General features: G+C 66.1%; 17 protein-coding genes, 1 tRNA gene and 1 pseudogene. 5 read left to right on the top strand and 14 right to left on the bottom strand.

Annotation, left to right across the window (positions count from 1 at the left end; all coding sequences use genetic code 11):
- Positions 1–36 precede the first annotated feature (36 nt).
- Entirely contained in the window at positions 37–1,539 is a 1,503-nt protein-coding gene (locus tag AB4Z16_RS15050; protein ID WP_441512158.1) for a methyl-accepting chemotaxis protein, read from the bottom strand.
- Positions 1,540–1,777: 238 nt separating this feature from the next.
- Here AB4Z16_RS15050 and AB4Z16_RS15045 point away from each other — a divergent pair, with 238 nt between their 5' ends.
- Positions 1,778–2,524: a superoxide dismutase gene (locus AB4Z16_RS15045; protein WP_441512157.1), complete on the top strand. Its 747-nt coding sequence runs from the start codon at positions 1,778–1,780 to the stop codon at positions 2,522–2,524.
- Positions 2,525–2,626: 102 nt separating this feature from the next.
- Here the strand turns inward: AB4Z16_RS15045 and AB4Z16_RS15040 are convergent, their stop codons facing one another.
- Positions 2,627–4,027, bottom strand: a complete 1,401-nt coding sequence (locus AB4Z16_RS15040) for an amidohydrolase family protein (RefSeq protein WP_441512156.1) — start codon at positions 4,025–4,027, stop codon at positions 2,627–2,629.
- 130 nt (positions 4,028–4,157) lie between these two features.
- Positions 4,158–5,015 (bottom strand): LysR substrate-binding domain-containing protein, encoded by an 858-nt coding sequence (locus AB4Z16_RS15035; RefSeq protein WP_441512155.1) that lies wholly within the window; start codon positions 5,013–5,015, stop codon positions 4,158–4,160.
- Positions 5,016–5,299: 284 nt separating this feature from the next.
- Between AB4Z16_RS15035 and AB4Z16_RS15030 the strand changes: the two genes are divergently transcribed.
- Complete coding sequence (locus tag AB4Z16_RS15030; protein ID WP_441512154.1) at positions 5,300–5,494, top strand: hypothetical protein; 195 nt, start codon at positions 5,300–5,302, stop codon at positions 5,492–5,494.
- Positions 5,495–6,424: 930 nt separating this feature from the next.
- Here AB4Z16_RS15030 and AB4Z16_RS15025 read toward each other — a convergent pair.
- The 5 genes from AB4Z16_RS15025 to AB4Z16_RS15005 form a co-directional block, all read right to left on the bottom strand.
- Entirely contained in the window at positions 6,425–7,291 is an 867-nt protein-coding gene (locus tag AB4Z16_RS15025) for a flagellar motor protein MotB (protein ID WP_441512153.1), read from the bottom strand.
- 28 nt (positions 7,292–7,319) lie between these two features.
- On the bottom strand, positions 7,320–8,177 hold the full coding sequence (gene motA, locus AB4Z16_RS15020) for a flagellar motor stator protein MotA (protein WP_441512152.1): 858 nt from the start codon (positions 8,175–8,177) through the stop codon (positions 7,320–7,322).
- A gap of 426 nt (positions 8,178–8,603) precedes the next feature.
- On the bottom strand, positions 8,604–9,674 hold the full coding sequence (locus tag AB4Z16_RS15015) for a ligand-gated ion channel (RefSeq protein WP_441512151.1): 1,071 nt from the start codon (positions 9,672–9,674) through the stop codon (positions 8,604–8,606).
- A complete protein-coding gene (locus AB4Z16_RS15010) occupies positions 9,674–10,636 on the bottom strand; it encodes a cache domain-containing protein (protein ID WP_441512150.1) in 963 nt (320 codons plus the stop codon). The genes AB4Z16_RS15015 and AB4Z16_RS15010 overlap by 1 nt, the downstream gene beginning before the upstream one ends.
- A 17-nt stretch (positions 10,637–10,653) precedes the next feature.
- Entirely contained in the window at positions 10,654–13,731 is a 3,078-nt protein-coding gene (locus tag AB4Z16_RS15005) for a S8 family serine peptidase (RefSeq protein WP_441512149.1), read from the bottom strand.
- 230 nt (positions 13,732–13,961) lie between these two features.
- Between AB4Z16_RS15005 and AB4Z16_RS15000 the strand changes: the two genes are divergently transcribed.
- Together AB4Z16_RS15000 and AB4Z16_RS14995 are read left to right on the top strand one after the other, a co-directional pair.
- Positions 13,962–14,948: an AraC-like ligand-binding domain-containing protein gene (locus tag AB4Z16_RS15000; protein ID WP_441512148.1), complete on the top strand. Its 987-nt coding sequence runs from the start codon at positions 13,962–13,964 to the stop codon at positions 14,946–14,948.
- Between the two features lie 107 nt (positions 14,949–15,055).
- Positions 15,056–15,540: pseudogene (locus tag AB4Z16_RS14995) on the top strand (site-specific integrase); the annotation flags it as partial.
- Positions 15,541–15,799: 259 nt separating this feature from the next.
- Here AB4Z16_RS14995 and AB4Z16_RS14990 read toward each other — a convergent pair.
- From AB4Z16_RS14990 to AB4Z16_RS14965, 6 genes are all read right to left on the bottom strand, one after another.
- Positions 15,800–15,875 (bottom strand) — tRNA-Ile (locus tag AB4Z16_RS14990).
- 113 nt (positions 15,876–15,988) lie between these two features.
- A complete protein-coding gene (locus AB4Z16_RS14985) occupies positions 15,989–18,397 on the bottom strand; it encodes a methyl-accepting chemotaxis protein (RefSeq protein WP_441512147.1) in 2,409 nt (802 codons plus the stop codon).
- A 313-nt stretch (positions 18,398–18,710) separates the two neighbouring features.
- Positions 18,711–19,121: an acyl-CoA thioesterase gene (locus tag AB4Z16_RS14980; RefSeq protein WP_441512146.1), complete on the bottom strand. Its 411-nt coding sequence runs from the start codon at positions 19,119–19,121 to the stop codon at positions 18,711–18,713.
- A gap of 321 nt (positions 19,122–19,442) precedes the next feature.
- Positions 19,443–20,678 carry a class I SAM-dependent methyltransferase gene (locus AB4Z16_RS14975; RefSeq protein ID WP_441512145.1) on the bottom strand — a complete coding sequence of 412 codons (1,236 nt, stop codon included), beginning with the start codon at positions 20,676–20,678 and terminating at the stop codon, positions 19,443–19,445.
- Entirely contained in the window at positions 20,675–21,478 is an 804-nt protein-coding gene (locus AB4Z16_RS14970; protein ID WP_441512144.1) for a DUF1365 domain-containing protein, read from the bottom strand. Before AB4Z16_RS14970 ends, AB4Z16_RS14975 begins: the two co-directional genes overlap by 4 nt.
- Positions 21,475–22,788 (bottom strand): NAD(P)/FAD-dependent oxidoreductase, encoded by a 1,314-nt coding sequence (locus AB4Z16_RS14965; RefSeq protein WP_441512143.1) that lies wholly within the window; start codon positions 22,786–22,788, stop codon positions 21,475–21,477. Before AB4Z16_RS14965 ends, AB4Z16_RS14970 begins: the two co-directional genes overlap by 4 nt.
- Before the next feature lie 181 nt (positions 22,789–22,969).
- Between AB4Z16_RS14965 and AB4Z16_RS14960 the strand changes: the two genes are divergently transcribed.
- Complete coding sequence (locus AB4Z16_RS14960; RefSeq protein ID WP_441512142.1) at positions 22,970–23,563, top strand: hypothetical protein; 594 nt, start codon at positions 22,970–22,972, stop codon at positions 23,561–23,563.
- Positions 23,564–23,578: the final 15 nt, after the last annotated feature.

Raw genomic sequence — 23,578 nt, 5'->3', positions numbered from 1 at the left:
TCGCTCACTCAACTCCGCAGACGGCACGAATGGCCGCTACGCCTTCAGCCCGATGCGGAAGCCGCCCCAGTGCCGCCCCTTCACCAGGATCGGCGCCGACAGATCCTCCATCACCAGGAACTGCCCGCCGCCCATGTCACGCCTGTAGCTCTGCAGCAGGAAGGGCTTGCGGTTGCGCGCGGCAGCGAGCCCGGTCCGGTCGTCGAAGATGCGCCGGTTGCGGCAATTCGCATTATTCCACGCCGGGTCCCGGCCCTGCGGCTGGGCATATTTGCGGTTATGCGTCGGCAGGAAGCCGTTGCGGTCGACGGCGGCGCAGAACACGATGCGCCCGTTCGAGCCCAGCAGTTGCTCCTGCAGCGGCGGCAGCAGGCGGTCGGTCAGGCCGACGAAGCGGGTCACGTGCTGGACCGGGTCGGAGCCCGGCACCGGCCGATAGCCCTCGTCGAACAGATCGGCGAGCGTCACATCGCCCCGCGCGAGTGCGGTCTCGAACAGCGCTCCGATCGTCGCCGCCGTCTCCATCACCGTCGCGATCAGTTCGGATTGCGCGGTCCGCACGCCGGAGGCGGCGATCGAGCCGAGAATGCCCTCGCTGATCGTGACCAGCGCGTCGGTGCGCTCGACCGCCTGTTCGAGGATGTGGGTCGACGCGTCGACCCCCGCAACGAGCCCGGCAAGATCCTGCCCGGCCTTCGCACAGGCCTCGGCGTTCTCCCGCGTCGGCCGCGACACTGCCTCGATCTCGCCTATCAGATCGACGACCGAGCGGCCGAAGCTGTCGAACTCGCTGACCTGCTGCGAGATCGTCTGGCTGCCCTCGCGGGCACGCTGCGCGGTCTGGGCATTCTGCTGACTGCGGCGGGAAAGCGCGTCGACCGCCTTGACCGGAAGATCAAGTTGCGCCGCGCTCGCGGCTGTCGCTTCCCGCGTCTGCTCGGCCAGTGCCTTCACGGCGGCGGCGATCACGGCGAAGCCCTTGCCGGCCTCGCCGCTGCGCGCTGCCTCGACGCCGGCATTGATCGAGAGCAGCTGAATCTCGCGGGTGATCGACTGGATCGCATCGCTGGAGGCCCGCGCCTTGTGTGCGTCGCTGACGGCCTGCGCCAGCGCCCGCGACATCGACTGCGCCTCCTCCGAGAGCGTCTCGATATCCGTCTGCGCCGCATTGAGACCGAGCTTGACCGAGCCGGCGACACGTTCCAGCCCGCTGCGCACTACCGAAGCCGCAGCTTGCGCCCCCTCGGCGGATTGCCGGATCGCATGATTGGCCCGCGAAACCTGCTCGACCGCCCCGACGACGCGCCGAAGCCCGGCGGTCTGGGTCTCGAATTGCTGGGTCACATCGCCGATTCGGCCGGCGACATCGGTGATCTCGGCGCTGAGCTTGCCGAAGCGATCCGCGATCTCGCGCACGGCGCGCTCGGCGCCGGTCTCCGGAGTTGCAATCGGGCGAATGGATGCGCCGGCGGACGCCGCAGCATCGTTGAGCAGCTCGTTCGGGGTCGCCAGATCGGCCTTGAGAGCCAGTGCGTGCATGCGAGGCGTTTCCCGAACTGACGGATTTCCTTCCAGACCGTAGTGAAACGCGGTAAATCGCTGGTTAAGAGGGTGTTTCGGGGCGTTAAGCGTGTTGCGGGCGGTTCGACTTGCCGTCGCCGCATCCGGCGGAGCCAGATGCCGCTGGAACCGCCCTGAACCTTTCGACGTAGATGAACGACAACAACCGGCGGCGGGCGGACGGGCTGCCGGCCATCATTTCCTGCAGGAGAACGCCATGACGGAATTCGCAGCCCTTTCTCGCCGCGGCGTGCTGACGCTTGGCGCAGCAGCCCTCGCGGTCGCTACTGCGCCGAAGGTCTGGGCGCAGGCCACCGCCCCGGCAGCACCGGCCGGCCCCTTTTCGCTGCCGAAGCGCGCCTATGAGCCCAATGCGCTCGAACCACATATCGACGCGACCACGATGGATATCCACTACAACCGCCACCATGCCGCCTATGTCGCGGCCCTCAACAACGCCGCCAAGGACAATGGCGTGATCGCCAAGGCCTCGGTCGCAGAGCTGCTCACGGACCTCAACCAGCTGCCGGAGAGCGTGCGCACCCTCGTTCGCAACAATGGCGGCGGCCACGCCAACCACACCATGTTCTGGGAGGTGATGGGTCCGGGAGCCGGCGGCGCACCGACCGGCGACGTCGCCGCCGCGATCACCCGCGACCTCGGCGGCTTCGACAAGTTCAAGGCCGATTTCGAGGCGGCGGGCCTGCGCGTCTTCGGCTCGGGCTGGGTCTTCGTCACCGTCGACAAGGACGGCAAGCTCGCCTTGCTGCCGAAGCCGAACCAGGACAGCCCGATCATGGAGAAGCAGATGGTCCTGCTCGGCAACGACGTCTGGGAGCACGCCTACTACCTGAAATACCAGAACCGCCGGGCCGACTATCTCAAGAGCTGGTGGAACGTCGTGAACTGGACGAAGGTCAACGAGCGCTACGCCGCTGCAAAGGCCGGCAAGCTCGCGATCTGAGCTGCCGCGGACTGACCCGGTTCAAGTCGGAGAACAGTCGCATGCACGCTGCCAATCGGCAGTGTGCATGCGAAACTCGCGACGAACGCGGCACTCCAGGGCTCAGGCGACGCCGACGCTGCCGAAGACCATGCGGCCGCGATGGAAGGTTGCGCTGCGCTCCGGTAGGCGCGCGACAGCCTCCGCCGAACAGCTGGCCGGAACCAGCGTGAAGGCCGCGTCGTCGCCGGCCTTCGGCCATGCCCGCTTGCCGCTGTCGTCGAGCGGCAGCACGCCGCCGGTGGCGATCGCCATGGCGCGCGACAGCCGGAACTCGTCGCTGCCCCTGTAGAGCTGCGCGTGGAGATTGGCCTTCTCCAGCATGTCTCCCTTGCCGAACGGCGACCAATGGTCGATCACGCTGTCGGTCCCGGTCATCACGAAGACACCCTTCTCGCTCAGCTGCGGCAGCGGCATCGTCAAACCACCGAGCGGCACCGTCGAGGCGATGGTCATCTGCTGAGCCGCCATGCGGCCGATGGTCTCCGTCAGCGCGCCCGCAGACAGGGTGGTCAGGGCGAAGGCGTGGCTGATCGTCACCTTGCCCCGCAAGGCCGGGTTCTTCTCGACGGTGTCGATCATATGATTGACTGCCGCGACACCCGCCGGGTTGGTCTCATGCAGGTGGATGTCGACGCCCTTGCCCGAGTCGAGCGCGATCTGGAACATGGCGTCGAGCGATTTCTCCATCGCGCCGTCGACATTGGTCGGATCGAGCCCGCCGACATAGGCGGCGCCCATTTTCATCGCCTCCCGCATCAGGCCGTCGACCTTTGAATGCAGCAGGCCGTGCTGCGGGAAGGCGACGATCTCGCAGTCGAAGTCGTCGCGATGGTTCTCCAGCGCGCGCTGCAGATGTTCGAGGCTCTTGAGGCCGCTCACCGGATCGATGTTGCAATGGCTGCGGGCTACGGTCGTGCCCTTTGATTGCAGCAGGGCGATCAGCGCCTCGGCCCGCTGCTGCGAGGTCGGCAGCAATTGCGGGATCAGCTTCTCTTCGCGAGCGATCATGTCGAGGATCGTCTTGCCCTGGCGCGGTAGCGGCGCCTGCCACGGACCGCTGTAGAAGGTCTTGTCGAGATGGATGTGCATGTCGCGCATCGCTGGCAACGCAAGCTGGCCATGGGCGCGGTAGCAGGGCACGCCTGCTGGCAGTGCGGCTCCGGCCGGATGCAGCGCGGCGATCTTCCCGGCCTTGATCTCCAGCGTGTAGAGCGCCGTACGCGTGCCGACGACGATCTCGCCCTCGCGCTCGAAGCCGTCCTCGAGTCTCACATCGGTCAGGCAATAGTGCTGGTCCGTCAGCCTGCTGACGCCCGCCTCAGACGCCGAACGCGGCTGCGCGGCCGTGCTCGGGGCGGCCTGGGCGTCGCCGCTCGCCAGCCCGGCGACGGCATAGGCGGCAGTAACCTTTCCGGTCTGGCTGAGAAAGGCCCGTCGGCTGTGATGATGCCCGGTATCCATGGCGGTTTTCCGTTGCCTCGATGGTTGCGTTTCCGCTCCCGGATTTACGCTCGGGCAGCTGCGCTTGGCAGCGATATTTGCCAATCCTGGCTATTGGAAACGGCAATGGCGCCTGACAGCGGCCACCCACTCACCATTCCAGCTGGCAGAATTCGGCCAAGCGCTCCGCCAGCACGATGACAGCCGCAGGCGCGGTGTCGCGATAGTAGAGCGCCAGCTCGAAATCCTTGATCTCCGGCAACCCCTGGGCCACGCCAAGCACCCGGTGGCCGGGCAGCCGGCAGCTCGATGGCAGCAAGGTCACGCCCAGCCCGGCAGCCGACGCGGCAGCGAGCGCGGCCAGACTGGCGCTGCTGTAGCTCACGCGCCAGCGAATGCCGAGGCCGTCGAGCGCCTCGCAAAGCTCCTCGCGGTAGAGGCCATTGAGCGGAAAGACGGCCAGCGACACCGGCGAGCGCTCGATCGCCGGATGAGCCGTGCTGTCGAGCCACAGCAAGGGCTCCCGCCGGGCTGCGCGAGGCGGCTGGCGGCGGCGCTGCTTGACCAGGATCAGGTCCAGCTCCTCGCGGTCATAGGCGCTGCGCAGATCGGCGCTGAGGCCGCTGGTGACGTCGAGCCGCAAATGCGGCTGCTCGCGGCTGAACGCGGCGAGCAGGTCGACGGTCGGCACCGTGAAGTCCTCGGGCATGCCGAGCCGCAGCACGCCGTCGCGCCAGTAACCGGTCAGCGCGTCATGCGCCTCCTCGTTCAGCGCGATGATGCGCCGCGCATAGTGCAACAGCCTGCCGCCTTCTTCGGTCAATTCGACCTGATGCGAGGATCGCTCCAGCAGGGGCTTGCCGAGGAGCTCCTCCAGCCGCCGGACCTGCTGGCTGACGGTTGATTGCGAGAGGGATACGCGGTCGGCCGCGCGGGTGAAGCTCAGCGTCTCGCACACCGCGACGAAGCTCAGCAGCAGTTGCGGGTTGAACATCGGATAACGGTTCATTGGCCCGCCGCGAGGCACGTCATCGGCCGATTGTCCAAGACCTTGAGGGCGTTCGCCACGCTGCCGCGCACGACCATCGCAGGGTTGGCCAAGCCTTCGGACCTGTCAACGCCGAAGCATCGTTCATCGAAGCGTAAGGCGTTGCCGGCGCTTTTGGCGTATCCTGTGCGAAGCTACGCCGCTAAAGCACGCGCCCTCTCCGCCAAATCACAAGCCAAACACTGCGTGCTTTGGATGGGCGAGGACGGACATCTACCCCGCGCGCAAGGATGAGAGGTTCCGGGATGGCTGAAGACGAGCAGGAGGCCTGGCTCAGGAAGCTGAAGGAAGCCCGCCGGCTGATGATGGTTCACTATCTCGCCGATCGTCATGACGAGGGCGACAAGATGAAGAGGCTCGCAGCAGATCTCGAACAGCTCGGCCGGTCCCGGGCTTGGCCGATTCCAGACGAAGAGTATGCGCGGAAATCCGATCGTTGAGATCGAATTGCCGCCGTCCCACATGGCGGACCGGCAGCTATCTGTGGCGATTTCGGCCTCGCGGAACCCAAAGTGGCCTTTGCTCGGCAAGAACTGGTGGGCCGGGCCGGACAGAACTGGGAACATCTTTGGCCCGTTGAGGTCACCCAGAGCTTCCGCTTTCCGGCGGGGCTGGCTGAGATAATCTTGAACCGCCAAAAAATGGTCCATTCGCTTGCGCCCGGAATGTCGATTTTGTGGCGCGCTATTGAGGTCGGTAGCTCCGCAGGCGGAACCGATGATAAGGCGTTTGCGCGCCAGCGGGGGATTGCTGCAAGCGCGGGCGCTCTGAGGGTAGGCAATAGCCGACGAAGACGAATCTGACGGCAATTGGGGCTTCCGCTGGCCGAAGGCGCGGGACTGACATTTTGCCCAATCCGACCATCACCATGAAAACGCTGACCTCAACCTTTTCGGCTTCAGCCGCACATGGAGGATGACGAGCGAGTACGGGATGGTGGCGGACTTCATGGTCGAGCGGGTAGCCGCAGATTACCACGATAAGGACCTGCTCGTTTTTCCCCATGATCTTCAATTATCGGCACTGGATCGAGCTGTCGTCGAAGTCCCAAGCGCGTACGGCCGAGCCGCGCCGCTGGGCAAGGCCTCCTCGGGCTCAAGAGGGGAAGGCGGGCGCCTATAGGCATGGACCTTCCGCTCCTGCATCCAAGCCGAGCGCTTACGAACCGGAGAGGCTTCGAGGTTCCCACTGGCGCCAAAGGCCGTAGAACGGACCCTCGGTAGATGACTGCTCGCGGCGCCCGGTCCGCAACTTCGCGCAGCGCATCGACGTCTCCGAGGCCGTGATCCACGTCGTAATGGTCAGCCTCTTGCGTGTCAGCCACTGAGCTCAATCTCAACGGAGTCTGAGGCGGCCGAGGCGCCTTGTCGTCAGGGAACGCCCGGGGGCAGCGGCGGCTCCGCATTGAGCAGCGTGATCGTCACCCGTCGGTTCGACGGGTTGTAGGGATCATCGAGGAAGAGCGGCTCGGTGTCGGCACGTCCTACCACGGAAGCAAAGCGGTTGCTGGGGAGCCCGGCACCCGACAGGATCTCGCGCACGGCGAGCGCGCGCCCGGCGGTGAGGCTCCAGGAATCGGCGGCCTGCACCGAGCCCGGGCGCGCAGGGGCCGTGTGGCCGGCGACAGATAGTTGGTTGGGCAGCCGGCGCAGGGTGGGCGCGAGCGCCTCCAGCACGAGACGGGTGCGGTCGTAGGGCTGGACCGAGCCCTCGGGGAACATGGAGCGGCCGTACTCGTCCACGAGGGAAACGTTCACCCCCTCCTTGGTCGGCTCGATCACGATGTTGCGCGACAGCTCGGAAATTTCGGGCATTTTCTGGAGCGCCTGCCGGAGGCTGGCTATGGCGCTGTAGTTGGCCTGCACGCCGGCGGCCGGGCGGCTGACTTCACGGTCGCTGCGGCCCGAGCTGGGTGGGCGCGCCTTGTCCTCTTGCCCGTTAGTGCCCCTCGCCGCGTCGCGGGGCGCCGACGGCCTGCTGCCTGACTTGTCCAGGGCGGTGCCCATCATGACACCGCCGGAGCCACTGGTTGTAAGACTTGGAGCCGCCGGCGCGAAGTATTCCGCCAAGCCGACTTTCTGCTCCTGCGTCGTCATGCTGATCAGCCACATCAGCAGAAAGAACGCCATCATGGCGGTCACGAAGTCCGCATAGGCGATCTTCCAGGCCCCGCCATGGTGCGCATGAGCGGCCTTCTTGACCTTCTTGATGATAATCGGCTGGGTGGGCTTGGCCATCGAGTCCCTGCTGGAGATTGGGTCAGATCTAGGCGGGCAGATTGGCGGTTGCCGCTTCCACTTCGCTGAAGGTCGGGCGGACGTCGCTCATCAGAGCCTTGCGGGCAAATTCTACCGCCACCACCGGTGGCTGGCCGCCGATATGGGCGAGGAGACCAGCCTTGAGTGAAAGGAAGTATTTGGATTCCGCCTCGAAGGTGCCCTTGAGCGACTGCGCCATGGGCCCGAAGAAGCCGTAGGCGACGAAGACGCCGAAGAAGGTGCCTACGAGCGCGCCGCCGATCAGATGTCCCAGCACCTCCGGCGGCTCTGTGATCGCCCCCATCGTCTTGATCACGCCGAGCACGGCGGCGACGATGCCGAGCGCCGGTGTCCCATCGGCAAGCGACTGCATGGCCGCAACGAGACGCTCCTGCTCCTGATGGTGCGTCTCCAGTTCCTCGTCCATGAGAGCGTCGATCTCGTGGACGTTGTTGGCGCCCATCGTCAACATACGCATGTAGTCGCAGACGAACTCGACTGCATGATGGTTCGCTGCAAAAGTCGGGAAGGCGTTGAACAGCGTCGACTCGCTTGGATTTTCAATATGCTCCTCGACCGCGAGCATGCCCTTCTGCTTCACGAATTTGTACAATGAATACTGCATCCCCAGCAGTTCGACATAGCATTCCTGCTTGTACTTGGAGCCCTTCATGAGCGTGCCGAGCATGGCGGGCACGGCCTTGAGCACCGGCGCGGGGTTGCCGATGACGAAGGCACCGATCGCTGCACCGAGGATGATAACAAACTCGAACGGCTGCCAAAGGACCTCGAGGTGGCCACCCATCGCCGCGTAGCTGCCGAAGACGCAGACGAAGACGATGATTGTGCCGACGATCAGCCGCATGGTTTGCCACCCTCGCGCCGCAGCAGGTACAGCCCGCGCGAAGCCACTCACTAGTCCGACGGATGACCGATCAAGGTTAAGGGCGCGTTTATGGCAGCTGGCCCGCAGGTTTGTCAGCGTCGTCCTCCGGCCGCGGCTTTGAGGCTCGGGGCGGCAAGGTAGGCCCAGGGAAGAGATCGGGGGTACGATGCGTCTCCCGCCAATTCCGGTGATCGGCGTCCAATAGGGAACCGTTTCCCGGGATCATCTACGCTGCGCCGCTTTGCTGTGGCGCGGCGAGGCGATGCTCAAATGTCCGGTTATGGCGCCGTTGCGACCCGTTTCGGGATGCGAGCAATTTCCGAAACCATCATATGACTTCGGATAGCATTCCGGATCGTGCGCTCTTCGAACTAGCCTCGAATGCCCGGTGGTGGGAGAGAGGAACTATCCAGGCAGGACGCGGACCGCTGCCCCGATGCAGATGATCAACATCATCGCCGGTACCGCCCAGCGCAAATGCCAACGCAAATCGGCGGCCTGGTCGCGCCAGCGAAAGCTGGGGTGAGCGATCGCCACCGACAGGGCAATCTCGAACATCAGCACTGCGACGAGATAGAGGTATCCGAGCGATATCATCTCGGCGACGGGGGTATTGAGGGAGATCGAGCCCGGAAACGAGGATTCGAAGGTGAAGCTGATCGCGGCAAGGGCCAGTAGCGAGGAAAAGATCAGGCCTCCTTTGTCTTGCTCCTTCAAACCCGGAGACCACAGCACGAACAGCGAGACCGCGAGCACCGCGATAATGGGAATGAAGACCCGCAGGTGATAGCGCTCCGCATAGCGCGCGATCGTCACGGTCGCGTTGAGGCGCGAGTAGGAGCGCGCGTTCCAGCCGATCGCGAGATCGTTGGTGAAGCGCAGGCCGACCGGCCGCCAGTCGACGACCGAGAGCGCATCCTCGACGCCAGAGAAGGGACGGTCGGCCTCCGTCGTCAGAATGATCGCCTCCTGCTGCGCATAACGCGGCAGCGAGAGGCCGATCGTCAGGTTCTGCCGATCGAAGGGAAAGGCGTCCATGTCCATCCGAAAGCGGAAATCGCTTTCGAAGCGCTCGATCAACACCACCTCGCCATCGGCATGCACTGAAAGAGCGACGATGCGTGCGTCCTTGTCTCCGATCTGGTTGTCGAGCGCGAGGCCGGGCGACCATATGGTCTTCAGATAGTCGTCGGCCTCTTCGCCGACCCGATCTTCCCGGGCAAGGCCGCGCGCGACCGCATCGAAGGCCAGGCGCGGGTCTTGCCAGCGCTGGGTCAACTCGAGATGCAATCGCCCCTGCCCTGAGACTTCCTTGATCTCCAGGACGTTGAGCACGCGCAGCGCGATATGGACGCGTACGGGCAAGCCGAAGGCCTCCGGCAGCGTGGCCTTGCCGTTACCCGTCCTTTCCTCGCCCCATGCGCCTTGAGCGAGGCCGAGGAGGATCAGGGGGAGAAGAAGCAGGCGGCCGATCATCAAACGGCCCGCCGCGGGCGCGACAATACGAGAAAGCCGACAAAGGCGAGTATCCCGCCGCAGAGAGCGATGACCCATAGTTCGGTGCTCAGGCGGCGCCAGTCGGACCGGGTTTCTTCCTTGAGCATCAGGACGGTTCCGACCAGCTTGCCGGAGAAGTCGACCAGTGGCTGGCTCATGAAGGCGTAGCTGCGCTCGCCGATCTGCCTGCGGCCGAACTCGATGTCCCGTTGCGGCTGCGCTCCCCGGGAACGCAGCAGGTTCAGGAAAAGCTGATCGTCGGTCGATGCCATGACGCTGAGACCGCCGACCGAAGGCAGCTTCGGATCGAGTGCGACGCCGGTGAGAGAGGCAGCAGCGACGACCCCAATCTCGCTGTTGGTCGCCGTCTTGACGAGCTCGATCAATGGCCGAAGGTCCAGCCCGACCTCCATCGTCCCGAAGAACTCCGAACCGCGCTGGACCAGTGCGACACCGCGGATGCCGATACCGGCGATGCCGATCTCGATTCCGGTCTGGGCGCGCCGCAACCGGTTTGCTGCGACGATCATGGCCCGGAAGGCGGATATGTCGTCGCCATGCTGATCAGGGCGATGCATGCGCAGCAGGTAACGCAGCTCCTTGTCGTGATAGCCGAAGATCTGCACGTTCGCCTGCCGGCTGAGATACTGGTAGGTGTCCTCCGACAGGGCCCGCAACCGAGCGCGATCCTCGGCCGCAAGCGCGTCGCGAATCTCGGCATTGCGCGCGAAGGATTCGGCGAGCGAGAGCGAGAACCTGGCTGCTTGATCAAAGCTCGAGCCGAGCAACGTGCCGACAAGCCGCATTTGTTCCTCGCGGTTGCGGGAGGCGACCTGTTCGACACTGCGATGCTGGTGCAACAGCATCGCCCCGAGAATGCAGGCGAGGAGGAAGGCGGGCAGGCCGGCGCCCAGCAGGCGTCGTCCGAAGGGGGGCAGCATAGGCATCTCCGGTCGGCCTACCAGCGGGTCATCGCCTGGAAGGAGAAGCGATGGGTCGTGGCTCCCAGCCGCAGGTCGCCGTCATAGGAACCGGCCACCTCGATCTGCGGGGTGACGAAGCCCGACAGGCTTGCGCCGATCACCGCTCCGTCGCGGGCTGCCTGCGGGCTTCGCGTCACGACACTCGCACCCAGCAGGCTCGCTTGCAGGACCGCGACGTTGTCAGCGAACTCATGAGACCAGTAAGCCTTGAGGTCGAGGCGCAGCTTCGCGTCGCCGGCCAGGGGCGTCGACAGCCGGGCGCCCGCCAGGGAACGCACGGAAGTCTGGCCTTGACCACTCAGGCTCAGCGCGAAAGCCCCGGCCTGCGTCTCGGTCAGGCCATCCTGTCGGGAATGAAGCAGGCTGATCCCGGCTTCAGGCGACAGATCGAGGCCCGCTACGGAGGCGAGGCGATATCCGGCGACGGCATTGCCGAAGAAGCCGTAGCTATCGCCCTCTCCATGTGCGACCCGCTGGGCATTGCCGAGCTGGATCGTCCTGCGAACGTCCGTCTTGCCATAGTTGGCGCCGATCGAGCCGCGCAGGGTCAGGGCACCGAAATCGGCGCGGCCATAGGTCGCCAGACTGTAGCTGTCGAGCGCGACGCGGCCCGCCGCATCGGCCTTCGGGTCTGCGCTCGAACGCGTGTATCCCAGGGCGGCGCCGATCGTTCCGGCCGGGAAGGCGGCGGTTTCCGCACCGATCATGGCGCCGGCGAGGCCGAAGCGCGAGCCCGTCCCGTTGACGTCTCCTCCCGTCCGCCCGAAACCGTAGAGGGCCTGCCCCCAGATCACGCCGTCCCTGGCCGGCTGCACTCGCCCGGGCTCGACCGAAGCGCTGCCAAGGCTGGCATAGCCCGCCGCCCCCAGCCCGGTGAGCTGGTCATATCGGGAGGACCAGCCGGCCGTCAGGCGCTGATCGAGAGCCGCGCTGACCGTGCGCTGGGCGTTCATCATCGCCATGCGGGCATCGGCGTAGCTCTGCCCTGACAGCGAGCTCAGCGCACCAGGCAGCGTGCCCGATGCGGCCGAGTAGAGCGCGTCGAATACCTCCTGCCGCGCGGCATCGGGGCGCGTCCCGGCGGCTGGCCGCACGGAATCGAGCGCCCTTGCGACGGAAAAGCCATTGCCGTTCAGGCCTGCGAGCGCGGCATAGGAGCCGGGTGTCACGACCAGCGACAGCCCGGTGGCGCCGTAGAGGGCGTCGAAGCGGGCATTGGCAGGCAAGCCATTGGCCGGCTGGTCCAGCCCGGTGAAGCTGCCGCTCAGGCCTCCCTCGGCCACCAGCACCCGGAAAGCGGTTCCGGACACGGGCGTAAAGCCGTTGCTCGCATCGCCGGCGATGCCGCGCAGCACGGGGGCGATCCGCCCATCCACGGTGACATGTCCCGAAACGGTCTGTGCGACGAGACGCGAATAGTTGCCCGCACCGTTGCCCGTGCCGGCTCCGTCGATGTCGAGGACGAAGCGGTTGGTGCCGCCGAAGCTCACCGGGCCCTTGACGAACAGCGTGCCGGGGGAGTTGCCCGGCATGACCGTGCCGGCGCTGAACAGGCCAGCCTCGATCGAGCCGGTGCCGCGCAAGGTGCCTTGCTGGCCGACGGAGACTGCGGAGGTAACGGAGCCATTCAGCGCCAGCGTTCCGGAGATGACAGCGGTGCCGCCGGCGTAGGTGTTGCGGCCGCTCAGTTCGAGCCGGCCTTCGCCCCGCTTGACCAGCCCGCCCGCGCCGGTGATGTCGTTGCCGAAAGTCGCCGAATAGCCCTTGGTGTCGACGTCGAAGGTTTGCACGAACTGGCCGGGGCCGCGCACCGCCTTGCCGACATTGAGCAGGCCCCAGCCATAGATCTCGGGCGAGCCTAGATCGGTCGCCGTGGTGAGGATGGACTGGACCACCTGCGGCGCGGTCATGAATGGAAACGCTTCGCGGACGAGGGCTGCTGCCCCTGCCACATGCGGAGCAGCCATCGAGGTTCCGCTGGATAGATTGTACGGCTCGGTCGGCGAGCTGCCATTGGCCGGGGTTACGGTCGAGACGATGTTGACGCCGGGCGCCGCAAGGCACCAGGCGGCGGCGATGCCGCAATAGTTGCTGAACGACGCTATCTTGCGATCGCGGTCCACCGCGACGACGGCGATCGTGTAGGGCTGGAGATCCGAATAATTGAGGCTGCTCGAACTGACCTGGTCGCCATTGCCGTCGAGGAAGACATAGAGATTCTTGCCGGCATTCTGCGGCCGGATCGCGGGGTAGAAGGCCGCACCCGTCGGATTGTGCGCGATCACCGGCTGGTCCTCGCGCTCGTTGCCCGCGGCGAAGACCATGACCATGTCCGATGCGCCGGCCTGTCGAATGGCTGAGACTTCGGCAGAGGTGCCGTCGATATGGTAGGGCTGGATCGGGAAGACGACGTAGTCGGGGTTGGGGCTGCCGTCCGGCAGGGTCGGCGAGGGATAAGAAGGGCCGTAGCTGCCGTTCAGGACCTTGGCGCCGTGCTCGCTCGCATAGCGGATGGCGGCGGCGATATCCCCGCCGCCCGGAACGATCGCGCGCAAGGCCAGGATCTCCGCGTTATAGGCGACGCCCTGCATGCCGTTGCCGTCTCTCGCGGCGGCGATCGTGCCGGCCACGTGGGTTCCGTGCGAGAACCTATCCCGATCGAGGATGTCGGCCGGGTCGGGCCGATCGAACCCGAAATTGCGGGATAGCGGCGAGAGTCTGCCGTCGAATTCGGGATGCATGAGGTCGATGCCGCTGTCGACGACCGCCACCAGCACGCCCTTGCCGCTGAGCCCAAGCACATAGGCGTCGGCGGCGTTGATCTGCGCCAGGCCGTAATTGGCGTTGTATTCTGGCGTCGCGAAATACGCGGGCGCAGAGGTCATTGCGACACGCGGGAGATTGCGGACGGGGCGGCCGAAAAACGCGTCCGGCAGCGCAGGCAGATCCGATGCCGAAGCCGCCATCGGCATGAGAGCGGCAAGAAGCGACGCCGCGGTCGCGCAGAGGAAGGCGGAGCGATGGACGGCGCGGTGCGCGGCGATGGCAGGCATAGGCAAGGCTCGTCAACGTGGTCCAGCAGGCGTGGACCGGTCGTTCGGCGCGTAACATGGAACGAAAACCGGGGAGACGGCGGAGAGGCGACGCTGCGTCCCAATCATCCGGGGCGGCGTATCAGCGCTCTCTCGTCGGCCTCTTTACGTTATCGCAGCTCTCTTTCGTCTAGAAAAACGTCGCGGATGCCTGGTAACGGGCGGTGCGGCGATGGGGGGCAGGCCGGGCGATGGGCAAGGAAGGCGATCACGCGCGCCAGCTTTTCGGGAGCTGGCGTGAGACCATTGCGCCGATCTTCGATGTCCGGCCGCTCGCGGGCGATTGGGATGCCGGTTTCCACGCCGAGCTCGATCGGCACCATCTGAGCACCGCGCTGGTCGGGCAGGTGGCGACGAGCGCCCAGCATTATGAACGCTCGGAAAGCCTGATCGGCGCGGTCGGCGTCGATCACCTGCTGATCCAGCGGTACGAGGCCGGTCATACGACGCTCGACCTGGATGGGGAGGAAATTCATGCCGGCCCGGGCGACGTCCTGGTTTTCGACCTGTCCCGTCCGGTCCGGTCTCATGCCACCGACATGCGGGCGGTCAGCCTCGTCCTGCCGCGCGGCCTGCTAGCACTCGACGCCGGCAGTCTGGACCGCGTGCATGGCACCGTTCTGTCCGGGACAAGCGCTCTCGGTTCGCTGGCGGGGGACCATCTGCGCAGCCTGCTGAAAGGGGCGCCCACACTGGAACCGACAGCAGCCCCGGACATCGCCAAGGCAAGCGCGCAACTGCTTTCGGCCTGCCTATCGCCTGTACTGAGGCGCGACAAAGATGCCCCTGCAACGCTGACGGCAAGCGTAGCGATGATCTGCCGCTTCATCGATCGCCGGATCGGCGATCCCGCTCTGGATGCCAGAATGCTCTGCAGTGCATTCGGCCTGTCGCGCTCGGCGCTTTACCGCCTCTTCGCCCCGATCGGCGGGGTCTCAAACTATATCCGCCAGCGCCGGTTGGCGCGAGCCCGTCTGGCGCTTAATGCTTCGACGCGCGGAAGGGGCGGCATCGGGAAAATCGCGCGCCAGTTCGGCTTTTCGAGCGACGATGCCTTCTCGCGCGCCTTCAAGGCTCAGTTCGGCATCGCGCCGCGCGACGTCGTGCATCTGCGCCTGTCGCCATCGCTCGAAGCGGGCGATGGCAGCCTGGCGAACTGGCTCCTGCACCTGGTCTGACCGTCGGCTTTCAGCTGCGCGGCCAAATGTCCGGTTGTGGCGCCACGCACGAGCGGCGGATGCGGTACGGTTGGTCCCGGATGCGGCATCCCGATGGAGGATGCGTCATGCTCTTCAAAGCTCAGGAGACTCATCGGAATCCAGCCTGGAATACGGGGCGCATTATCGGCCCGAAGCCGCCACTAAAGCCGCGTCACATCCGGGCTATCAGGACACGGCTGCAGCACGAACGCCGTATGCGAGATTTGGCAATGTTCAATCTCGCGATCGACAGGAAGCTGCGCGGCTGCGGTCTTGTCCTGCTTCGCGTGGCTATGTGGTGCTCGGCGGAACCGTGAGGCTGAGGATGTCGATCATCCAGCAGAAGACCGGCCGGCCGGTGCCATTCGAGTTGACGGCTCCGACCCGAGAGGCGCTGACAGCTCGGCTCAGGAGACGACCAGCAGCAACTGGCGATTGGCTGTTTCCGAGCCGCGGCCGACCCGGGGATCACGTAACGACCCGGCAATACGGTCGCACGCTCGGCGGCTGGGTCGCCTCGATCGGCCTCGATCCCGCGCTCTATGGAACGCACAGCCTTCGGCGAACGCAGCCTGACATCGCTAAGAACGGACGGTTCCACCTCATGGAAAACGGATCTGACCGTGTGGGCCAATGTCGGTCGCGGTACCCCCCGGCGCAGAATGGCCGCTTCCTGGCAGGGACCGAATGTCTGATTGTGGCGCTCATCGATGCAACCGACGGGCGCTACACCGCATCGTCAGCCTCGGCATGTTGCTATCGCCAGACCCGCCCTGAGTTGCAGAAACCACGCCGCTGGGCACGGTCCGGTTCGCAGTTCTGATTGGAAATGGTGGGCCGGGCCGGACTCGAACCGGCACCGGCGCTGTTATGAGCAGCGAGCTCTAACCATTGAGCTACCGGCCCGTCACTCGCCTAGCACCGTGCGAGGCCGGCAAGCAAGGCGATAGCGGCCACATCGAAAAGGAAAGGGCCCTGCGCAGCTGCGCAGGGCCTTCGTTTTCTCGGCGTGCCGTTGTTCAGGCTGCGGTCGCCATGGCCGGCTTGTCGTGATGCCCGGCGGCATGGCCTTCGCGGAAGGTGAAGCGGGCGATGTGCTCGGTCAGCGCGCGCGTCTGCTCGTCCGTCAGCGCCAGTGCCGCGTTGGTCTCTTCGACGAGGGCCGCGTTCTGATGCGCCATCGTGCCGATGCCGTCGATCTCGGTGTTGATGGCCGAGACGTCGTTGGCCTGGTTGCGCGCCGTCTGCGAGATGCCGTTCATCAGCCCGGTCAACTCGTTCACGGACGAGACGATCGCACCGAACATGGCGGATGTCTCCTCGACGAGGCCGACGCCGACCTTGACGTCGCCATGCGCGGCCTCGACCAGCTTCTTGACGTCGTTCGAGGCATCAGCCGAGCGCTTGGCGAGGCTGCGCACCTCGGTAGCGACCACCGCGAAGCCCTTGCCGGCATCGCCGGCGCGCGCCGCCTCGACTGCCGCGTTGAGCGCGAGCAGGTTAGTCTGGAAGGCGATCTCGTCGATCATCGCGATGACCTCGGAGATCTTGCTCGAGGACTGGCGGATGCGCTGCATCGCTTCGAGCGCGGAGGCGACGACCTTCTCGCCCTGCTGGGCGCGCTGCTCAGCGCCCTCGGCCATGCCCGTGGCCTGGGCCGCCTCGCTCGCGGTCTTCTTGACGGTGCCCGCGAAGGCGCCGAGCTGGTTGGTGGCCATCGAGACGGCGTTGCTCTCCTCGCTGGTGCGCTCGGCGAGGTCGGTGACGCCGTCGAGGATCTCGCTGGTGGCGCTGCGCACGGCCGAAACCGTCTCGGCCAGCCGCGCCAGCGTGCTCTCGAACTCGTCGGCCAGCGCATTGGTGCCGTCCTTGAGCTCGGCAAAGGCACCCTGGTAGAGCCCCTCGATGCGGGCCGAGAGATGACCGGCCGAGAGTTCCGCCAGGACGTCGCAGGTCTCGGACAAACCGGCCTGCACCGTCTCAAGCAGCGTGTTGACCGAGCCGGCGAGCGCATTGAGCTCGGCATCGGCGAACTGGGCCGCGACACGCTGGCTGAAGTCGCCGGCGGCGGCGGCGGCCACCACCACGCCGAAGGCCTCGCCCAATTCCTGCATCATCTGCCGGCGCTGCTCCTGCGCACGGACCTGATCCTCGATCTTGGCGGCTTCGGCGGCGCGCAATGCCACCGCATTGTCGCGGAAGAGCAGCACGCTCTTCGCGATATCGGAGATCTCATCGTTGCCCTTGGTGTCGACGGCGGTCTCGAGCGCGCCGTCGGCGATCGCCTTCGTGGCGGCCCAGAGGCGGTTGAGGCGCCCGACGATCATCGGCCGGACATAGAACAGCGACAGCGCCAGCGCGATCAGCAGCGAGCCGAGCCCGATACCGCCGAGCCAGAGCTTGCTCTGGTCGATCAGCGCCCCGCTGGCCTCGCCCGAGGCCACGGCTTCGCTGCGCGCCGTGCTGACCAGCTCGCCGACCTGGGAGCGAACCGCTTCGGCAGCGACATGGGTCTGCTTGAGGCCGGCCTGGATCGCCGTGCTGGTGTTCAGGTCGCGCTCGCGGATCGCGATCAGTCCGCTCTGCCCCTCGCCGAGGTCGATCACGGCGTTGACGGCCTGGGCGCGCGCCGGATTGGCCTGGATCTTGTCCGCCGCGGCGAGGAAGCCGCGAACCTGGCCCAGGATCGCCTTGAAGCGCGCCTTCGCGTTCTCCAGCTTCTCGGGGCTCTCGATCTGGGAAATCTCGCGCAGCAGCCCGACCAGCTCGCTGACCTGGAGCTGCAGCGCCTGTGCCGTCTGCAGCGCCGCCAGATCCTTGTCGATGATGTTGGACAGCGCTTCCTCGACTTCCTTGCCGGTGAGCTGGGTGGCGCTGGCGATGTTCATCTTGACGTTGAACTGGGCATCGCCGGTCTCGAAATCGGCGAGCGCGGTGAAGCCTTCACGGGCCTTCGAGAGCTTGCCCAGCGCTTCGCCCTGCTCCGAGGCGTTGCGCAGCCGGTCGCCGGTCAGGTCGTTGATGTCGTTGATCTGGCGCCACAGCGCGTCGATCGCTCCCTGTGTCTTCGCCTTGTCGACCTGACCCTGCTCGGCAATACGGCGCAGCAGGTCCATCTGCCGGACTTCGACCTTGTCGAGCTCGCCCGTCAGGGCGGAGCGCTGCTGGACCGACTCGATCTCGCTGAAGCGCGCCGCCAGCGCGGTCGACTGCGTCGCCGCCTGCGACAGCTCGAGCGCGAGTTCCACGACCGGCATCTTCTTGCCGACGAGATCGTCCACCGTCTGGTCGACGCGATTATAGGAGAACCATGCGACCGAGGAGGAGACGAGGGTCAGAGCCGTCATCATACCGAGCGCGGCATAGATGCGTGCTGCGATGCCGATCCGCAACGGCTTGCCCTCACGCGCGGGCTTGGCTTTCGTCATGAAGTCGTACTCCGGATATCACGCAACGCTGAACGACGAACTTAAGGGAAACGAGGTGCCGGCCGGGCCGCAGCCGGGAGGCGGCTGTTCGACGGCGCCGCGGCCACGGGAATCCCCTCCCTCCCCTGGCGGCGGCCAGGCGGCTGGACCCGCATGCGGCATCGAACGGACATGAATTCCCCCGGCCGGGTCTTCCCCGGTCTGTCGGAGCAAAGCATCGTCCGGGCGCGCTTAAAGAACGGTTTAAAAATGGATTCTTTTGAATCACATTGCCGGAGGGCGATTTCATCCCCCGTTAGGAATTGAGGCGCGGTCAGTCCTTGGCCGGCTTCGGCACCGGGCGCGGACGGCCCTCCTCGTCGATCGCGACGAAGGTGAAAGTCGCGTCGGTCACCTTCTCATGCAGCGTGGTCCGGAAGCGCTTCGCCCAGGCCTCGACATGGATCTTCATCGACGTCCGGCCGATCGACTCGATCTCCGTATAGACGCTCAGCACGTCGCCGACCTTCACAGGGTGGATGAAGGTCATCGCATCGACAGCAACGGTGACCACGCGCCCCTGCGCCTGATCCACGCCAGCGATGCCGCCGGCCTGGTCCATCCGCGACATCACCCAGCCGCCGAAGATGTCGCCATTGGCGTTGGTATCGCCGGGCATGGCGATTGTCCGCACCGTCAGCGTGCCGCGCGGCTCGTGTTCGTGGCGGTGGTCGGCTTTGGTCATGGGAGTCCTGCGAGTCTCGGCGGGGTATTCGCCGGCGATGATGGCGAGGCGGCCGGCGACAGGCAAGCGCGCCGCTGCCCACTGTGCCTCGCGCAACGCCCAGAGCACGGGCCGGCAGGCGGCGCCCGATAGAGCCCATCGGCCACGCCCTCGCCGCGCCGCTGGGGCTGGACAACCTGCCCTTGGCCACCGACACGCCCTTCGCGATCACCGTGGGGCCGGCATCGGCTGCTCCGGCCGGACTCGTTGTCGCCAAAGGGCTGATGATGCGTCGCCTCTGACCGCGAGGGGCCGCGGAGTGAGTGCGGAACGCTGCGGGCGTCAGCGGCCCCGCAGGCTGATGAGGTTGACGTCGATCGTCCGCGCCCGGAAACCGGCTTCGCAATAGCAGAGATAGAACTCCCACAGGCGGCGGAACGGCTCGTCGAAGCCGAGCGGCGCGATCTCGTTCCAGCGTTCGAGGAATCGCCGCCGCCAATCCTTCAGGGTCAGGGCGTAGCTGTCACCGAAGTCGAGTTGCTCGACCACGCCGAGGCCGGCCGCCATCGCGCTTCGCTTTAGCGCCGGGACCGATGGCAGGCAGCCGCCGGGGAAGATGTAGCGCTGGACGAAATCGGTGCCCTGCTGATAATCCTCGAACATCGCGTCATCGATCGTGATGGCTTGCAGGACCACGCGGCCCCCGGGCCGAAGCGAGCGGCTGAGCGTGGCGAAGTAGGACGGCCAATAGGCCCGGCCCACGGCCTCGATCATCTCGATCGAGACGATGCGGTCGAACTCGCCCGAGACGTCTCGGTAGTCCTGAAGCAGGACGCTGGCGCGCTCGGCAAGGCCAGCTTCCGCGATGCGCCGTTGCGCCGCTTCGAGCTGGGCGGGAGACAGCGTGATTGCGGTCACGCGGCAGCCTTCGCGGGCGAGCCGCTCCGCGAGCGCGCCCCAGCCGCAGCCGATTTCAAGGACACGCTCCCCCCCGGAGAGGCCGAGCATGGCGACGAGCCTGTCGAGCCGCCGCTGTTGCGCTGCCTCGAGCGTTTCCGTCGGATCCGCATAGAGCGCCGAGGAGTACATCATGCTGGCGTCGAGCCAATGGCCATAGAACTCATTGCCGAGATCGTAATGCGCCGCGATGTTGCGGCGGCTGCCGCTGCGCGTATTGGCGTTGAGCCGATGCCGCACGCGGTTGAGCAGGCGCGCAGGCCAGGCGCCGGAGACGAGCTTGCGCAGCGTCGCATCGTTGCGCGCGCCGAGTTCGATCAGCGCCGTGAGATCCGGCGTGTACAGGTCGCCGTCGCGATAGGCGTCAGCCAGGCCGATATCGCCGTCGAGCAGCAGCCGGCGCATCGCTCGCCAGCTTGTCAGGATCATCGTCGCCTGGGGTCCGGCCACAGCCTGAGCGCTGCAATGGCGCGCACCGTCCGGTGTGAAGACCGTCAGACGGCCGATCTTGATGTGGGACAGCAGCCGACGCAGGAACCAGCGCGACAGGCCGACGCCACCTGGCAACGCGAGCGGCTGCTCGCCCGTCCGGAGATGCTGTTCGGTATCGGGCCGGCTCATGGCTGCATCGGTCCTTTCGCATGCTTGGTCACGGCGCAGCCCACGCTGAAGGGGCGCTCCGGCGCGGCAGGATGACGCCGCCAGGGAATGCGCTTCGCCAGCAACCTCAGCGCATGCCAGTGGATGGCGGCGGTGACCTTCAGCGTGAGGAGCGGGTGGGTCGCCAGGAGCAGCAGCAGCGCCGCGTCGCTCAGTACCCGTCTTTTGCCGCCGAGCGTCGTGGCGATGAGGCGCCCCTCGGCATCATGACCGTCGATCGCGACGGAGACGCGCTCGCCGGGTGGCGCGACTGAAAAGGCGTAGCGCATATCCAGGCCCATGAAGGGCGAGACGTGGAAGAGCTTGCAGGCTTCCTGGCGGAGCGTTCGCCCGGCAGCATCGGCGGGCGCGACGTAGCTGTGGGTCTCGCCGAAGGTGTTGTGCACCTCATAGACGGTGGCGCAGAGGCTGCCGTCGCGGCGATAGCAGAAATATGTGCTGAGCGGATTGAACGCGTAGCCGAGGATGCGCGGCATGGTCAGGAGGCGTATTCGGCCGCCGTCATGCGCGATCCCGGCATCACCAAGGGCGGCTTCGATCTGCGGGCGCAGGGGTCGCCCGCTGCGATCTCCGTAATCCGCGTCACGAAAAGCGTAGAGATTGAAGCGGTTGCGCGAGAACAGCGAAAGCCTGGCGGCCAGCTCATCGATCTCGTCGAGATCGATGAGCATCCAGAAGACGCGATAGGCCAGCGCGTGCGGCCGGGGCCGGAACCGATGATGCCGCACCCGGCCGACATAGAGGGCCGATTGGCAGGTCATGCGGCCTGCTCCAGCCGGGGCAGAACGGGAATGCGGCCGGATTCATCGCGAACCCGCCAGGGCCGACGGACGCCGCCGAGCGCCTCGGCAACGGCGAGCCCCGCCTGCAAGCCATCCTCATGGAAGCCCGATCCGACATAGGCGCCACAGAACCAGCTTCGACGCGCTCCCTGCAGCGCCCAGAGCCGCTGCTGCGCATCGAGCGCCGCCGCATCGAACAAGGGGTGTTCGTAGATTTCCTCATGGAGAACGGCATCGGCGCGCAGCGAATCGGGCGGGTTGAGCGTGACGAAGAGAGGCGGCGCGTCCGCCAAGCCTTGCAGTCGGTTCATCCAGTAGGTGACCGCACAGGCGGCGTCCGGCCTGGCACGGTCGCCGATATGGTTCCAGCTTGCCCAGGCGCGGCGACGCGTCGGCATCAATGCGGCGTCGCCATGCAGCACGGCGCGGTTGCGGCTGTAGCGGAAGGCGCCGAGCGCCTGCACCTCGGCCATATCGGCGTCCGTGAGCATCGCGAGCGCCTGGTTGGCATGGGTTGCGAAGACGACCGCGTCGAAGCACTCGCTCCAGCCCTCGCCCACAAGCACGACCCCACTCGGACCACGCTTGACCTGCCTCACCGGCGAGGACGTTCGGACTTCGCCCGAGAAGGCCTTTCGTAGCCTGTCGACATAAACGGCGCTGCCGCCTGCCACCGTGCGCCAGGCGGGCCTGTCCGCGAGCTGCAGCAATCCGTGATTGTGATGGAAGCGCAGGAAGGCGGCAGCAGGATAGGACAGGATTTCCGAACAGGGGGCCGACCAGATCGCGGCCGCCATCGGCAGGAGGTGGTCGTCCCGGAAAGCGGCGCCGTAGCCGCCGGCGGCGAGGTAATCGCCGAGCGAAATCTCGGCCGCGCCACCCGCGAGCGCGTCCCTGGACGCGTTCCGGTAGAAGCGGGTGATGTCCTGCAGCATCGCCCAGAAGCGCGGCCGCACCAGATTGCTGCGCTGGGCGAACAGCCCGGCGACGCTGGTACCGCTATATTCGAGCCGGCCTCCGTCGAGCGACACGGCGAAGGACATCTCGGTCGACTGGGTGGCGACGCGAAGATGGTCCATCAGCGCGATAAAGTTCGGATAGGTCGCCTCATTGAAGACGATGAAGCCGGTGTCGACCGCGGTCTCGCTGCCAGCGCTGGCGACGCGAACGGTGTTGGCGTGACCGCCGAGGCGGCGCGACGCTTCGAACAGCACCACCTCATGCGCTTGCCCCAGCAGCCATGCCGCCGCCAGGCCGGAGATGCCGGCACCGACCACGGCGATCTTCATCGCCTTTCCCCCTGCTCGCTCCATGGTCGCGTCCCCGCTTTTCATGACCGGTATACGCGGCCCGCGCCGGACTGGATTTGCTGTGGCGCGACCAAAAACGCGCGGGCGAGGTGACCCACCCTTGGGTCTGGCTCGTAAGCGAAGAAAGGTCGGAACATTCCGCGAGGGTTCGATAATGCCGATGAGCCGAGTGAAGCGCTTGGTCGCGGCGATCGGCGCCTATTCAGCCGATCCCGATCCGCGGGCTGCGATCGCCAATACAGTCGCGATCGTGGTCGTCTCCAACCAACCCTTCTATCCGTTCTATCTCCACTGGGCGGTCTCGCCCGTCGCCACGCCGTCCTATGTCGCCTTCCTGTCGACGCCGTTTTTCGTAGCCGTACCGATCGTCATGCGGCGCAGCCCTTTGGCCGGGCGGGCGCTGCTTCTCCTCGCCGGCATCGGCAACACATTGCTCTGTCGCGTTGCCTTCGGCCCAGGCTCCGGCGTCGAAGTCTTCCTGTTTCCCTGCCTCATGCTCGCGCTCATGCTGTTTCATCGCTCGGAGCGCGCCTTCGCACTAGGCTTCGCGGCGCTCGCCTTCGTCACCTATCTGCTGCCGACGGCGCTGCTGGGCGCGCCGCTGCACCGCTACCAACCGAGCGAATACGAAGCTTTGCAGCGCCTGAATTTTCTGAGCGCCGCATCCCTGACCGTGCTGATCGGATGGCTCTTCGCCACACGCCTTCACACAATTTCGCGCCCCGATGAAACCGACCGCGACCGTGGAGCGTAGACGAAGTCATTCGCT

It is taken from the genome of Allobosea sp. TAF32, assembly GCF_052113585.1.
Lineage (GTDB): Bacteria > Pseudomonadota > Alphaproteobacteria > Rhizobiales > Beijerinckiaceae > Allobosea.
The sequence above is the reverse complement of the archived record's forward strand: the minus strand, read 5'-3'. Positions and strand labels throughout refer to the sequence as shown.